The sequence below is a fragment of the Streptomyces sp. Root1310 genome, assembly GCF_001426425.1.
Lineage (GTDB): Bacteria > Actinomycetota > Actinomycetes > Streptomycetales > Streptomycetaceae > Streptomyces.
The window spans coordinates 377,587-392,501 of sequence record NZ_LMEQ01000033.1 but is presented as its reverse complement, the minus strand read 5'-3'; the positions used below and the strand labels follow the sequence as shown (position 1 = coordinate 392,501).

The following is a 14,915-nucleotide window of genomic DNA, read 5'->3' as shown; positions in this document are numbered from 1 at the left end:
AGGAAGCCCATGGCAACGACCACACCAGCCGGTGTGCGGGCTCACGCGAAGCACGGCGGAGGGTCCCACGGCTCCGCCGAGGCCGCTCCGATGACCCACCGGCAGATCATGGAGGCCCTCTCCGGGCTGCTGCTCGGGATGTTCGTGGCGATCCTCTCGTCCACGATCGTCTCGAACGCCCTGCCGGAGATCATCGGCGACCTCGGCGGCGGCCAGTCCGCCTACACCTGGGTCGTGACCGCCACCCTGCTGTCCATGACGGCGACCACCCCGCTCTGGGGCAAGCTCGCCGACCTGTACCCGAAGAAGGCGCTCGTCCAGATAGCGCTGGTCATCTATGTGCTCGGGTCCGCGGCCGCCGGCCTCTCGCAGAACCCCGGCATGCTGATCGCCTGCCGTGTCGTGCAGGGCGTCGGCGTCGGCGGTCTGTCCGCCCTCGCCCAGATCGTCATGGCCGCGATGATCTCGCCGCGTGAGCGCGGCCGTTACTCCGGCTACCTCGGCGCGACCTTCGCCGTCGCCACCGTCGGCGGTCCGCTGCTCGGCGGCGTCATCACCGACACCAGCTGGCTCGGCTGGCGCTGGTGCTTCTACGTCGGCGTCCCCTTCGCCGTGATCGCGCTGATCGTGCTCCAGAAGACGCTGCACCTGCCGACGGTGAAGCGGGACGTGAAGGTCGACTGGGCCGGCGCGTTCTTCATCTCCGCCGCGGTGTCGCTGCTGCTGGTCTGGGTCACCTTCGCCGGTGACAAGTACGACTGGCTGTCGTGGCAGACGTACGCGATGGTCGCCGGCTCGATCGCGCTCGGGCTGATCTTCGTCCTCGTCGAGTCGAAGGCCAGCGAGCCGATCATCCCGCTGCGTCTCTTCCGCAACCGCACCATCACGCTGTCCTCCATCGCCTCGATGTTCGTCGGCGTCGCGATGTTCTCCGGCACGGTGTTCTTCGCCCAGTACTTCCAGCTGGCCCGGGACAAGTCCCCGACGATGTCGGGCGTCATGACGATCCCGATGATCGGCGGCCTGTTCGTCTCCTCCACCGTCTCCGGGCAGTTCATCACCAAGACCGGCAAGTGGAAGGCCTGGCTGGTCAGCGGTGGCGTGCTCATCACGGCCGGCCTCGGTCTGCTGGGCACCATCCGCTACGACACGGACTACTGGAAGACCGCCGTCTTCATGGCCCTGCTGGGCCTCGGCGTCGGCATGATGATGCAGAACCTGGTGCTCTCGACGCAGAACCAGGTCGAGCCGAAGGACCTCGGCTCCGCCAGCTCCACGGTCACCTTCTTCCGGTCCCTGGGCGGCGCGATGGGCGTCTCGGCGCTGGGCGCCGTCATGGCCAACCGGATCACCGACTACGCCAAGGACGGCATCACCGACCTCGGCCCCAAGTACGCCTCCCTCGCCTCCGGTTCGAGCTCCTCCAGCTCGATCCCGGACATGGACAAGCTGCCCGCGCCGCTGCGCACGGTCATGGAGAGCGCGTACGGCCACGGCATTGCGGACGTCTTCCTGATCGCGTCCGTCCTGGCGCTGCTCGCCCTTCTCATCACCCTGTTCATCAAGGAGGTCCCGCTGCGGACCAAGGGCGCGCTGGCGCAGGCCGCCACGACGGAGACGGACATCCCGGCCACGACCGGCACCCCGTCCGCGGCCGACGCGACCGACGTGACGGACGTGACCGACGTGACCGACGTGACCGACGCGGCTCCGGCCGCGGTCACGGCTCGTGCCGAGGAGCACGTCCCCAGCTGGGCGGTCGCCGAGACGGCCGCGGTCGCCGAGCCCGGCCGGGAGGCCGACCCGCTGGGCACCCAGCGGCTCGCCGCCGTCGCCACCGCCGAACCCCTCCGGGCGCCCTCGGGCGGCATCCCGGTGCACGGCTTCGTGCGCGGCGCGGAGAGCGCGCCCGTCCCGCAGGCCGCCGTCACCCTGATCTCGCTCGCCGGACGCCAGCTCGGCCGGTCGGTCGCGCAGGCCGACGGCTCCTACGGGCTGGACGCGCCGGGCACGGGTTCGTACGTGCTGATCGCCTCCGCCGACGGCTTCCAGCCGCAGGCCTCCACGATCGTCGTGAACGGCGAGCCGGTCGCGTACGACATCCTGCTCAGCGGGACCAGCGGCCTCAGCGGTGTCGTGCGCGCCGCCGAGTCCGGTGAGTTCGTCAAGGACGCGATGGTGATCGTCACCGATGTGCGCGGCGATCTGCTGGCCACCGCGGCCACCGGCGAGCAGGGCGAGTTCTCCTTCGCCGAGCTGGTACCCGGCGCCGTGACCGTCGCGGTGAACGCCGTCGGGTTCCGGCCGCGCGCCCTGCCCGTCGAGATCGGCGCGACCGGTGTGACCCGCGCGGAGGTCGTCCTCGAAGCGGGTGCCCAGCTGCGGGGAGTCGTCCGGGCGCCGTACGGTCCGCTGGCCGACGCGCGCGTGACGCTCGTAGACGCGGCGGGCAACGTGGCCGGCACCGCCACCACCGGCGCCGACGGGGCGTACGCCTTCGCCGACCTCGACGGCGGCGAGTACACGGTCATCGCGACCGGCTACCCGCCGGTGGCCACCGCGCTGACCGTGGCGGGCGCGGGCGTCGACGGCCACGACATCGAACTCGCCCACCCCGGCGAGTAGTTCCGGCAGTTGTCGGCTCCGGCCCGGTGCGGGGGTTTTCGCCCCGCACCGGGCCGGTTCCAGTTCGAGGAGTACATGAGATGGGACTGACCGCGAAGATCCGTACGCGGGACGGGTGGGCCGTGTCGCACGCGGTCGTCACGGTGACCGACACGGCGGGCGGCCAGGTGCTGCGCGCCGAGGCCGACGGGGAGGGAGCCGTACGGGACGCGACCGCGCTCGCCCCGGGGGCGTACACCGTCATCGTCACGGCCGTCGGGTACGCGCCCGCGGCTTCCAGCGCGATCGTGACGGCGAGCGGGCGCGCCGAGGTGGGCACCGTGACGCTGGCCCGGCGGGGCGGCACCGAACTGCCCCCTCCCGGGCCCTGGACCGTCGACCCGGCGCACTCCGCAGTCGGCGCGGTCGCCCGCCACCTGGGCATCTCCAGCGTGCGCGGGCGGTTCACGGAGTTCTCGGCGGTGATCGAGGTCGCCCCGGACGACATCGCCAAGTCCCGAGTGGACGCGGTGATCCGGGCGGCGTCCATCGACACCGGCAACGCCATGCGCGACACCCACCTGCGCTCGGCGGACTTCCTGGACGTCGAGACGTACCCGGAGATCACCTACCGCTCCGGCGGCCTGACCCCGGCGGGCCCGGACCGCTGGACCGTGCACGGCGAGCTGTCCCTGCACGGTGTCGCCCGCCCCGTCGACCTGGACCTCGCCTACCTGGGCACCGGCTCCGACCCCTGGGGCGGCACCCGGGCCGCCTTCCGGGCCACGGCGGAGCTGCACCGCGAGGACTTCGCGATGAACTACAACCAGGTCGTCCAGGCGGGCATCGCGGCCATCGGCACCACCCTGAAGGTGGAGCTGGACGTCCAGGCGGTGCAGGGCGACGCGCTGCCCCAGGCGTAGGCACGCCAGGGTCAGCCGGAACGGGCACCGCTGCGCCTAGGCTGGCGCCATGGCACCGAACATCGCGACGAACACCAAGGTCTCCCTGGACGAGTTGCTGGACTTCGTACGGCCCCGGCACCGCGCGATCCTGCTGACCCGGCGCGCCGACGGCAGCTCCCAGGCCTCGCCGCTGACCTGCGGGGTCGACGACTCCGGGCGGATCGTCGTCTCCACCTACCCCGAGCGGGCCAAGACGCGCAACGCCAAGCGGGACGAGCGGGTCGGCGTGCTCGTGCTCAGCGACGACTGGAACGGGCCGTGGGTCCAGGTCGACGGCGACGCCGAGGTGATCGACACGCCCGACTCCGTCGAGCCGCTCGTGGAGTACTACCGCAACATCGCCGGCGAGCACCCGGACTGGGACGAGTACCGCCGGGCCATGCTGAAGCAGGGCAAGTCGATCATCCGGATCACACCGCGGCGCTGGGGCCCGGTCGCAACAGGCGGCTTCCCGGCCCGTCTGGTCGCCGACCAGTAGGCGCGGGCCCGCCGGGCCAGGAGCCCCGAGCCCGCCCGGGCCGGGGAACCCCCAGGCCACCAGGCCGGGAGTCCCGGTCCCGCCGGGCCAGGAGCCCGGGGGGGTCAGCCGCGTTTCACCATTGCCTCGATGCCTGCGATCAGCAGGTCCAGGGCGAAGGTGAAGTCGCGGCTCATCATTTCCTCGACCGTGTCGCCGCCGCGGGCCGCCATGAGGGCCTTCGACTCCTCGATGATCTCGGCGGTCTGCGGGGCGCCGGCCGTCGCGGTCATGGCCCGGTGGAAGTACTCGTCCGGGGTCAGACCGGTGTCCGCGACCCGCGCGAAGAAGTGGCCCTCGATCGTGCCGTAGCCGTACACGAACTGGAAGACGGCCGAGATCGCGCCCGTGATGCCGTACGCGGGCAGTCCGGTGCGGCGGACGACCTGCTGGACCGTCCGGGAGAAGACGACCGAGTTCGGGCCGATGTTGAGGTAGTTGCCGGCCAGCGGGGACAGCCACGGGTGGCGGACCAGCAGCCGGCGGTACTCCGTGGCCAGCACACGCAGCTGCTCACGCCAGTCCGCGTCCTCGTCCGTCGGGTCGGGCAGCGCCGTCAGCTCGCCGAAGGCGCTGTCCAGGGCGAGTTCGAGCAGGTCGTCCTTGGTGTCGACGTACCAGTACACGGACATCGCCGTCACGTTCAGCTCGGCCGCCAGCCGCCGCATGGAGAACTTGGCGAGCCCCTCCGCGTCCAGAAGCCGCACGGTGGCCTCGGTGATCCGGTCCCGGTCCAGTCCGGAGGGCTGCCCCCCGCCACGGCCACGCCGACGCGCCCTGCCCTCCAGCCACACACTGTGATGCGCGGCGCCCTTGGCGGTCTCGGCCATGGCAAGGCACCTTCCTTCCGGTAACTGGGGAAGATGCTAGGCCGCGACCCGTCGTCGCGCTGCGGGGGACCGCCCTGACATGCGGCTCGGGCACTCGGGCGCTCCGACGGGCCGACGGGCCGACGGGCTCGGTACGCCGGAGCCTCCGTCCTCACGCGACCGACGGCACCGACGGCTCGTCGCCGCGCTCCGCCCGGGTCAGCAGGGCCGCGGCCACCACCCCGCCCAGCAGCACGGCGGCCGCCCCGATCAGGAGGCTGACCTCCAGCCCGGAGGAGAAGGAGTCGATCACCCGCGCCTTCTCCGCCACCGAGTTCGCCGCCGCCAGCGCCACCGGCAGGGACACCGCCGCGAACCGCGCGTTCAGCACGGCGCCGAGCACGGCGACCCCCAGCCCGGTGCCGAACTCCGCCAGCGTCCCGTTGACGCCCGCGCCCACCCCCGCCTTCGCCGGCGGGATCGAACTCATGATCGCGTAGGCCATCGCCGGGCTGGCGACCGCCGTCCCGGCGCCGATGAGCAGCAGCCCGGTCAGCATCCCGGAGTAGCCGCCGGAGGCGAGCGTGGCGACGGCCGTCAGGCCCCCCGCCACCAGCGCCATCCCCACCAGCACCGACACCGGCCCACCGAGCCTGGCCATCACCTTCGCCGACAGTCCGGTGAAGTTGAGGGCCACGACAGTCAGCGCCAGCGGCGCGGTCCGCAGGCCCGCCTCCAACGGGCCGTAGCCGAGGACGAACTGAAGCTGCTGGGTGAGCAGGAACAGCGCGCCGCCCATTCCGAAGGTGACCAGCACCACGCCGGCGACCGCGCCCGTGAACCGTCGGTCGCGGAAGAACGCCAGATCGAGCATGGGGTACGGGATCCGCGTCTCCCAGTAGGCGAACAGGGCGAGGACGACGACCGCCAGCCCCGCGCTCACCAGGACCCTCGCCGATGTCCAGCCGTGCGAGGGGCCGGAGATGATCGAGAAGACCAGCGAGGTCATCCCGACGGTCGACAGGAACGCGCCGAGCAGATCGGGGCGATCGCCCTGCGGGTTCTTCGTCTCGGGGACCAGGGTGACGACGGCCACCAGGCCCAGCGCCGCCACCGGCAGGTTGACCAGGAAGATCGCGCCCCACCAGAAGTGATTGAGGACGAAGCCGCCGATGAGCGGGCCGGCCGCGAAGCCCAGCGAGTTCACCGCGGCCCAGATGCCGATCGCCTTCGGCTGCTCCTCGGACACGAAGACCTGCATCACCACGGCGAGGGTGGTGGTGAACAGCAGCGCCCCGCCCACACCCATGCCGGCCCGCGCCGCGATCAGCTGGGTGGTGGTCTCCGAGAGACCGGCCGCAAGCGAGCCGACGCCGAACAGCGCCAGGCCCGCGACCAGCATCTTCTTACGGCCGTAGCGGTCGGCGGCGCTACCGGCGGTGAGCAGCAGACCGGACTGCACCAGCGAGTAGGCGTTGATCATCCACTGGATGTCGGCGGTGGCCGCGTCCAGCTCCCGGGTGAGCGAGGGGATGGCGACGTTCAGGACGGTGTTGTCGAGCAGCACGGTGAGCTGCGCGAGGCAGATGACACCGAGGATCAGCCAGCGCTGGGGGTGCCCTGGGGAGTTGCCCGGCGGCGATGGGGACGGGGGCGCGGACGAGGAAGGGAGCGGGGAGGGGGACTCAGGCATGTTCTACACCGTAGGACTCCCCCGTACGCTGTACAACAGAATTGTTCGGGGCATGGCAGGACGGACGCGAGGAGGAGCGGACACGAAGAAGGGCGGTGACCGTGGTCACCGCCCTTGTCCGTTCGCGCGCTACGTCAGCTGCTCGCCTTCTGCGTCAGGTCGTAGAAGGTGGCCGAACCGACCGTCACCTTCTTGAAGTTGGCCTCGACCCAGGAGGTGATCTGCGACGACGTGCCGTCGCTGCTGCCGCTCATGCCGCCGCCGGAGCCACTGCTGATGAAGTAGTGGATCCTGCCGTCGGTCACGTACTGCTTGAACTGCGCCAGCGTCGGGGACGGGTCGGTGCCGTTGAAGCCGCCGATCGCCATCACCGCGTCACCCGTGGCGAGCTGGTAACTCGCGGCGTTCTGGGCGCCGATCGCGGCCGCCGCCCACGTGTACTCGCCGGAGTCGGCCTCCAGCAGCTTCTTGGCCTCGTCGGTGACCGAGGCGCCGTTGAGCAGACCGCCGACGCCGCCACCGCCGCCCATGCCGCCGCCGTCACCGGTCTGACCGCCGGGGCCGCCCTGCTGGTTCTGGCCCTGGCCCTGGCCTTGGCCCTGGGTGCTGCCGTTGCCGTTCTGCTGGTTCTGGCCGGGCATGCCCCCGCCGGGGAAGCCGCCGGTGCCCCCACCCTGCTGGTTCTGGCCCTGCCCCTGGCCCTGCCCCTGGTTCTGCGTATTGCCGTTGCCGTTGCCGTTCTGGCCGCCGCCGAAGCCGCCTCGGCCACCGCCACCGCCACCGCCCGGGCCGCCGCCGCCCATCATGCCGGCGCCGGACGGACCGGCGGTCACGATGGAACCGGTGTGACCCTCCTGGAGCGTGCTGATGGTGTACGCCGTCGGTCCGGCCAGCGCGGCCACCAGGCCCACGGAGGCCGCCGCGAGGGCGAGCTGACGGTTGATCCGGCCCGCGAAGGTCAGGCCGAGCGCGGCCGCCAGGCCGCCGATCAGCACCAGCCACTTCAGCCAGGGCAGGTAGTCGGAGGTGCGGTTGAGCAGGACGTACGACCAGGACGCCGCCGCGACGACCGAGGCCGCGAGGGTGATCGAGGCCCACAGCTCGGACCGCTTCTCCCACAGCAGACCCGCGCCCATGCCGATCACGGCCGCCAGGTAGGGAGCGAGGGCCACCGTGTAGTACTGGTGGAAGATGCCCGCCATGTAGCTGAAGACGACCGTGGTGATCAGCAGCGAGCCGCCCCACACCAGGAACAGACCGCGGGTCGCCGACGTCCGCTTCAGCTTCCGCGTGGCCACCAGACCACCGACCAGCAGGATCAGCGCGGCCGGCAGCAGCCAGGAGATCTGGCCGCCGATCTCGGAGTTGAACATCCGGTCCCAGCCGGTCTCACCCCACTGGCCGGTGCCTCCGCCACCACCGCCGCCGCCGACGCTGCCGGTCTCCTCGCCGTTCAGGCGGCCGAGGCCGTTGTAGCCGAAGGTCAGCTCCAGGAAGGAGTTGTTCTGCGAACCGCCGATGTACGGGCGGGAGGAGGCCGGCCACAGCTCGACGATCGCCACCCACCAGCCGCCGGACACGATGAGCGCGCCGGTGGCCACGGCCAGCTGGCCGAACCGCTTCTTCAGGCCCACCGGGGCGCACACCGCGTACACGATCGCCAGCGGCGGCAGGATCAGGAAGGCCTGGAGGGTCTTGGCGAGGAACGCGAAGCCGATCGCGACCCCGGCCCACACCAGCCACTTCGTCCGGCCGTCCTCCAGGGCGCGGGCCACCATGTAGCAGGCCACGGCCATCAGCAGGGCCAGCATCGCGTCCGGGTTGTTGAACCGGAACATCAGCGCGGCGACCGGCGTCAGCGCCAGCACGGCGCCCGCGATCAGACCGGCCGCGGCACTGAACCGGCGGCGCACCGAGGCGTACACGACGGCGACCGCGCCGACGCCCATCAGCACCTCGGGGACGAGGATCGCCCAGGAGTTCAGGCCGAAGAGCCTGACCGACAGCGCCATCGGCCACAGCGAGGCCGGGGGCTTGTCGACGGTGATCGCGTTGCCCGCGTCCAGCGAGCCGAAGAACAGGGCCTTCCAGCTCTGGCTGCCGGCCTGGACGGCCGCGGAGTAGAAGGAGTTGGCGTAACCGGAGGCGCTCAGGTTGTACAGGTAGAGCAGGAGGGTGGCGGCCAGCAGGCCGAGGAAGGCCGGGCGGGCCCAGCGGGGGTCCTCGGGGCGGCCGCGCCACAGTCTGCGATGCCAGGGCTGCTTCGGCTCACCCGACCGGGGAGCCGGGACGGCCGTCTCCCGGGCGTCGGGGTCCGTGCCGAGCGGCGCCGCGGTCGGCGGCGGATCCCAGGTCGTCGTCCGGTCGATGTCGGTGCTCATCGGGCGTCCCCCGGGTCGGTGTCATGGGGGCGGCGTACCGGCAGCATCTGCATGGTCGCGTCCCTCCAGGTGCCGTCCGCGGCTTCGCCGGCGCGGAACTGAGTGGTGGTGTCGTGGTCGTGCGGGTGCACGATGTGCCGCTGCGGCGGCGGCACGGACGGGCCGCCGGCCTGCGGAATGCCGGCCTGCGAGGCACCGCCCTGCGGAGCGCCGGTCGGGTACGTCGGTGCGGAGGCGGGCGGGAAGGAGGCGCCGGGGGCGGAGGCGCGGGGCGCGGGAGCGGAGGCTCCCGGGGCGGCCGTCACGCCGTTCGTGGGCTCGTCGCCCTCGCGCCGGTCGGAGAACACCCAGACGCGGAAGAGCAGGAAGCGCAGCACGGTCGCCGCGAGGTTGGCGGCGATCAGCACCGCCAGTTCGGTGGAGTGGGCGGGGCTCGACGTCGCCGTGTTCAGGGCGAAGAGCGAGCCGCTGGTCAGCGCGAGGCCGATGCCGAAGACGACCAGGCCCTGGGCCTGGTGCTTGACGGCCCCGCCGGGGCCGCGCACCCCGAAGGTGAGCCGCCGGTTGGCGGCGGTGTTGGCGACGGCCGACACCAGCAGCGCCAGCGCGTTGGCCACCTGGGATCCGCCGAACTGGCGGAACACGGTGTAGAGCAGGAGGTAGAAGAGGGTGGAGAGGCCACCCACGACACAGAAGCCGACGAGCTGGCGGGCCAGGCCCTTGGGTACGTCCATGATGTCGCGGTCGCGGGGGTCGTCGCCGAACGGCCTGGTCAGCCGGTCCAGGGAAAGCGAACCGGTGGCCAGCGCCCGGCCCACGCGCCATACCCCCTTCAGGTCGTCCGTCGCCGTCTTCACGATGTGCACCGTGGAGTTCGGGTCGTCGACCCAGTCGACCGGCACCTCGTGGATACGGAGGCCGGCACGTTCGGCGAGTACCAGCATCTCAGTGTCGAAGAACCAGCCGGTGTCTTCCACCAGGGGGAGCAGAATCTGTGCGACATCACGCCGGATCGCCTTGAACCCGCACTGCGCGTCCGAGAAGCGGGCCTGGAGCGAGCCGCGCAGGATGAGGTTGTAGGCGCGGCTGATGAACTCCCGCTTCGGCCCGCGCACCACGCGGGAGCTACGCGCCAGCCGGGAGCCGATCGCCAGGTCCGAGTGGCCGGAGATCAGCGGTGCCACCAGCGGCAGCAGCGCGTTCAGGTCGGTGGACAGGTCCACGTCCATGTAGGCGAGGATCGGGGCGTCCGAGGCCGACCAGACGGTCCGCAGCGCCCGGCCGCGGCCCTTCTGCTCGAGCCGGAAGTTCCTGACCTCCGGGATGTGCGCTTCCAGCCGCTGGGCCACCAGGGGGGTGGTGTCCGTCGAAGCGTTGTCCGCGATCGTGATACGGAAGGAGTACGGGAAGGTCCGCGTCAGATGGTCGTGCAGTCTCCGGACACACGGCTGGAGGTCCTTCTCCTCGTTGTAGACGGGGATCACTACGTCCAGGACAGGCGTACCGGCGGTGTCGGCCGGGAGGTGCTCCCGCGCCGGCAGGGTGCCGGGAGAAGGGTCGGTTCGCATGACATCGACTTTCGTCAGGCGCCCTGTTGCACCCATGTGGTGGCACTGTGCTCGACCTGTGAGTCGAGTTGCCAGTTCGTTTCGGGGGACGGCTGGGGAACGGCGGGGGCAAGAGCGGGCAAATGCACGGTAAAGACGGTCTGTCCGGGCACGCTGTCCACCGTCACGGCGCCGCCGTGCGCGGTCGCCACGGCCTGCACGATGGCGAGGCCGAGGCCGGTCGAACCGGTGGTGCGGGAGCGCGCCGAGTCGCCTCGGGCGAAGCGTTCGAACACGTGCGGGAGCAGATCGGCCGGGATGCCCTGGCCGTTGTCCTGGACGTCCACGCACAGCCACGGCCCCCGTCGCTGCACGCGTGCCGTGACGGTCGTACCGGGCGCCGTGTGCGTCCGGGCGTTGGCGAGGAGGTTGACGAGGACCTGTTGCAGGCGTGCCGCGTCGGCGGAGACGAGCGCGGGCTCGTCGGGAAGTTCGAGGCGCCAGACGTGGTCGCGTCCGGCGGCGCGGGCATCGCTGACCGTGTCGATGACCAGCGGGACCAGGTCGGTCTGCTCGAACTGCAAGGGGCGCCCCGCGTCGAGCCGGGCGAGCAGGAGCAGGTCCTCGACGAGGAAGGTCATCCGGCCGGCCTCGGACTCGATACGCCCGAGGGCGTGCCGGGTGTCGGGGCCGACCTCTTCCCGGCCGCGCCGGGTCAGCTCGGCGTATCCCCTGATGGAGGCGAGCGGCGTCCGGAGCTCGTGACTGGCGTCCGCGACGAACTGGCGGACCCGCATCTCGCTCTCCTGGCGGGCGTGCAGGGCGCCGTGGACGTGGTTCAGCATCCGGTTGAGCGCGGCACCGACCTGCCCGACCTCGGTGTGCGGATCGGTCTCGGCCTCGGGCACCCGCTCGCTGAGGTTGACCTCGCCGGTGTGCAGGGGGAGTTCGGAGACCCGGGTGGCGGTGGCGGCGACCTTGCGGAGAGGACGGGTGGCGACACTGACCATGACCGTGCCCGCGAGGGTGGCGGCGATGAGGCCGGCGACGGTGAGGCTGATCTCGACGAGGATCAGGGTGTTGATGGTGTTGTCGACGTCCGTCGTGGGGATGGCGACGTAGTAGCCGGAGGTGTCGTTGCTGGCGTACTTGACGCGGTAGTCACCCAGACCGGGGATCTCCACGGTGTGCGTCTTTCCGTCCTGGGAGACGGAGTTGAGCACCTTGATCTGCGCTTCCGTGAGCGACTTGGGGCTCATCTGGAAGTCGTCCTTGGACTTCACTCCACGCTCGGCGTCGGTGACGACGCCGTTGACGACCTTGGCCGCGATGGTGCTGTCCGGCTGAGGGCCCTGGGTGACGAACTTCTCGAGATCGGTCTCCTGCGCCTTGCCCTGCTGCTGGCTGGGCGCGGTCGTGCCGTTCTTCTGCTGGTCGGGCGGTCCGAAGCCGCGGGGCGCCACACGCGCCGCGACCTCACCCAGTCGCCCGTTGAGCTGGCCGTACAGGTGATCCCGCAGCACCAGTGTGGTCACGGTGCCGATCACCGCGCAGATCACGGCGATCAAGGTCACGGACACGACGACGAGCCGCGTCCGCAGGGTGCGCGGCTGTCCCGCTCGTCTCTTCTGCGCACGCGGTCGTCGTCGCCCGCTCATGACACAGCGGGCTTGATGAGGTACCCGGCGCCGCGCCGGGTGTGGATCATCGGTTCGCGTCCCGCGTCGATCTTCCGCCGCAGGTAGGAGATGTACAGCTCGACGACGTTCGCCTGACCGCCGAAGTCGTACGACCAGACGCGGTCGAGTATCTGGGCCTTGCTGAGCACGCGCCGCGGGTTGCGCATCAGGAAGCGCAGCAGCTCGAACTCGGTGGCGGTCAGGTGGATGTTGTCCCCGGCCCGCGACACCTCGTGACTGTCCTCGTCGAGGGTGAGGTCCCCGACGACGAGCACCGAGTCGGAGCGGCGGTCGGCGGCGCCGGAGCGCCGGATGAGACCACGCAGCCGGGCCACGACCTCTTCGAGGCTGAACGGCTTGGTGACATAGTCGTCGCCGCCCGCGGTGAGGCCGGCGATCCGGTCCTCGACGGCGTCCTTGGCCGTCAGGAACAGCACCGGCACCTCGGGCAGCTCACGACGCAGCCGTCCCAGGACGGTCAGCCCGTCCATGTCGGGCAGCATCATGTCCAGGACGACGGCGTCGGGGCGGAACTCCCGCGCGGTCTGGATGGCACCGGTACCGTCTCCCGCACTCCGGATCTGCCATCCCTCATAGCGCAGAGCCATGGACAGCAGTTCGGTGATCGACAGCTCGTCGTCCACCACAAGCACTCGGACGGGGCTCCCGTCCGGCCTCAGCAGTTCGGTGCGCCCCTGGGGCGAGGTCGTGGTCATGGTGAACACCTTGGCGGGGCCCCCTGAGAGCACTCTTTCACTAATCTGTGATTTGCCTGAGAAACGCACAGGCACCTCTCAGGCAACACCTGGGAACCCTTTGCTCCACATCGACTTCGCAGGGCGGTATGCCCGGTACGGCATGCCGTGCCACCCTCAGGACGCGCGCTCCGTGAGCATCGCCGGGGGCGTCCGCTCGAACCCGTGGCTGTGTTCCACCTTGGCGATGTGCAGGCTGTACCGCTCGTACCAGTGCGCCCGTCCGTGCTCCTTGGCCGCCCGGTGCTCGGCGTGCGCCCGCCACTGCTCGATCCCGTCGAGATCGCGGAAGTACGCGACGGTGATCGCGAGTCCGCCCGGGGTGCGGGCCGAGTCCTCCCCCAGGAACCCCGGGACGTCCTGGACCAGCTCGCCCAGCCGCTCGGCGGTCTCCCCGTAACCGGCGTCCTCCTCGGTGCGCACGGAGGTGAAGACCACGGCGTAGTAGGGGGGTTGAAATGCGGAAACAGGTGTCATGCGCTGTTCGCTCATGTCACCCACGATCAGCCGGGCGCCCCACTCCGGTCCACCCTTCTTACCGAAAGGGATCCCGGCGGGATCCAACTCTTTACCCGAGCCGACTCCTCACCCGCGCCAACTCCCCGCCCGAGCCGACTCGACGCCCGGCCGCCCCCCGCCCGAGCCGACTCGACGCAGGTCCGCGCCGCTCCTCGCCCGAGCCGACTCGACGCAGGTCCGCGCGGCTTCTCAGAACAGGCCGTCCTGACGATGGTCCGCCCCGGCCTCGAAGTGGCGTACAGGGAAGGCGGGTTCACCGCCCGCCACCGGCACCAGCTGCCACCCCCGCATCAACCGCGTGTCGAGCACGACCACCCCGTCCGGGGTCGCGAGGTGCAGATCGGGTCCGGCAGCCGACACGAGTTCCCCGCTCACCGCTCCGCCGGGGACGAGCTCGCCCACCTCCCCGAGCGCGGCCGGCGCTCCGGCCAGCCCGAACGCCCGCACGTGATCGACCGGGCGGAAGGGCGCGCGCTCCAACGACTCGGGCCAGCCGCCCAGTTCCACGGCCCGCGCGTACACCTCGCGGATCTCCTCGGCCCGTTCCCCTTCCGTTTCCGGCAGCGCGGACCGCACCGCACGCTTCACGGCGTACGGAATCCGGTCCGGCACCCGCAGAGCGGCCCGCAGGAGCTCCTCGGTACGCCGGGCGGCCATCAGCGGCCCGCTGCCGAGCGGGCTGAAGCAGACGGCGCCCTGCTCCAGCAACCGCACCGAGCCCCGCTCGACCGCCGTGATCCCGACCTTGACCAGACCGGGCCCGAACCACGCGAGGTACACGCGGTACGGCCGCGGGTCGTCGGCGACCCGGTCCGCGGCGACGGAGTGCGCCCGGTCCAGCCGCGCACACTCCTCGCACCGACCGCCCGCGCTCCTCCCCGGCACGACCACCCGCCGGGGGCAGGCGTGCCCACGAGCACCCGCACACTCCCGTACGCCCCCCTCCACCACCGCGAAGGAGACCCGCTTCCCCCAGGACAACGGGCTACGACGCCCCCCGTCCCACGTCAGCTCCGGCCCCTCCGCCGACCACCGCAGCCCCGCGCACTTCCATGCCTGTGCCATCACCCACCACGGTAGGCCCAGGCACTGACACCACGACCCGGACCTTGGACGCTCGCCCCGCGAGCCGGCATCCGACGCACCCCGGGTGCCCCTCCCGGGCCCACGGATCCCGGACCCGCATCCCCCACTCGGCCCGCGGCCGCACGCCCGGCGGCTTGCCCCACCCGGCGAGATGCAGCCCCCAGGTGACCAACGCGCCCAGCCCCACGACCACGAGTCCGCCGGCCAGGAGAACCCCGGACACGGCACACACCCCCACCCCCACCACGGCGGTCCCGACCGTCACGATCCCGACGCCGGTCCAGCCGGCGACCGTATGCCCCTCGTCGTACAGATGACCCGCCACGATTGCCTCACCTTCTAAGAAGTTGCGGTAATGAA

General features: G+C 71.4%; 12 protein-coding genes. 3 read left to right on the top strand and 9 right to left on the bottom strand.

Going from position 1 to position 14,915, the window contains the following annotated elements:
• The first annotated feature begins 9 nt into the window (after window positions 1–9).
• From ASD48_RS37935 to ASD48_RS37925, 3 genes are all read left to right on the top strand, one after another.
• Window positions 10–2,625 (top strand): MFS transporter, encoded by a 2,616-nt coding sequence (locus tag ASD48_RS37935; protein WP_057606411.1) that lies wholly within the window; start codon window positions 10–12, stop codon window positions 2,623–2,625.
• A gap of 80 nt (window positions 2,626–2,705) precedes the next feature.
• Complete coding sequence (locus ASD48_RS37930; protein WP_057606410.1) at window positions 2,706–3,527, top strand: YceI family protein; 822 nt, start codon at window positions 2,706–2,708, stop codon at window positions 3,525–3,527.
• A 49-nt stretch (window positions 3,528–3,576) separates the two neighbouring features.
• Complete coding sequence (locus tag ASD48_RS37925) at window positions 3,577–4,047, top strand: PPOX class F420-dependent oxidoreductase (RefSeq protein WP_057606409.1); 471 nt, start codon at window positions 3,577–3,579, stop codon at window positions 4,045–4,047.
• A 104-nt stretch (window positions 4,048–4,151) separates the two neighbouring features.
• Here the strand turns inward: ASD48_RS37925 and ASD48_RS37920 are convergent, their stop codons facing one another.
• The 9 genes from ASD48_RS37920 to ASD48_RS45850 all read right to left on the bottom strand — a co-directional run bounded on the left by ASD48_RS37920 (window position 4,152) and on the right by ASD48_RS45850 (window position 14,880).
• Window positions 4,152–4,916 (bottom strand): TetR/AcrR family transcriptional regulator, encoded by a 765-nt coding sequence (locus ASD48_RS37920; protein WP_199876158.1) that lies wholly within the window; start codon window positions 4,914–4,916, stop codon window positions 4,152–4,154.
• 151 nt (window positions 4,917–5,067) lie between these two features.
• Window positions 5,068–6,588, bottom strand: coding sequence for an MFS transporter (locus tag ASD48_RS37915; RefSeq protein ID WP_057606408.1), 1,521 nt, complete (start codon window positions 6,586–6,588; stop codon window positions 5,068–5,070).
• 134 nt (window positions 6,589–6,722) lie between these two features.
• On the bottom strand, window positions 6,723–8,969 hold the full coding sequence (locus tag ASD48_RS37910; RefSeq protein ID WP_057606407.1) for a glycosyltransferase family 39 protein: 2,247 nt from the start codon (window positions 8,967–8,969) through the stop codon (window positions 6,723–6,725).
• A complete protein-coding gene (locus ASD48_RS37905) occupies window positions 8,966–10,537 on the bottom strand; it encodes a bifunctional glycosyltransferase family 2/GtrA family protein (protein WP_057606406.1) in 1,572 nt (523 codons plus the stop codon). Before ASD48_RS37905 ends, ASD48_RS37910 begins: the two co-directional genes overlap by 4 nt.
• Before the next feature lie 14 nt (window positions 10,538–10,551).
• Window positions 10,552–12,174 (bottom strand): HAMP domain-containing sensor histidine kinase, encoded by a 1,623-nt coding sequence (locus ASD48_RS37900; protein ID WP_057606405.1) that lies wholly within the window; start codon window positions 12,172–12,174, stop codon window positions 10,552–10,554.
• The gene (locus ASD48_RS37895; RefSeq protein ID WP_020131327.1) at window positions 12,171–12,911 is read right to left on the bottom strand and encodes a response regulator transcription factor; all 741 of its coding nucleotides are present in this window, start codon (window positions 12,909–12,911) and stop codon (window positions 12,171–12,173) included. The genes ASD48_RS37900 and ASD48_RS37895 overlap by 4 nt, the downstream gene beginning before the upstream one ends.
• A 156-nt stretch (window positions 12,912–13,067) precedes the next feature.
• A complete protein-coding gene (locus ASD48_RS37890; protein ID WP_199876156.1) occupies window positions 13,068–13,442 on the bottom strand; it encodes an antibiotic biosynthesis monooxygenase in 375 nt (124 codons plus the stop codon).
• 216 nt (window positions 13,443–13,658) lie between these two features.
• Window positions 13,659–14,534, bottom strand: coding sequence for a DUF2797 domain-containing protein (locus ASD48_RS37885; RefSeq protein WP_057606404.1), 876 nt, complete (start codon window positions 14,532–14,534; stop codon window positions 13,659–13,661).
• Entirely contained in the window at window positions 14,455–14,880 is a 426-nt protein-coding gene (locus ASD48_RS45850; protein WP_057606403.1) for an HGxxPAAW family protein, read from the bottom strand. Before ASD48_RS45850 ends, ASD48_RS37885 begins: the two co-directional genes overlap by 80 nt.
• Window positions 14,881–14,915: the final 35 nt, after the last annotated feature.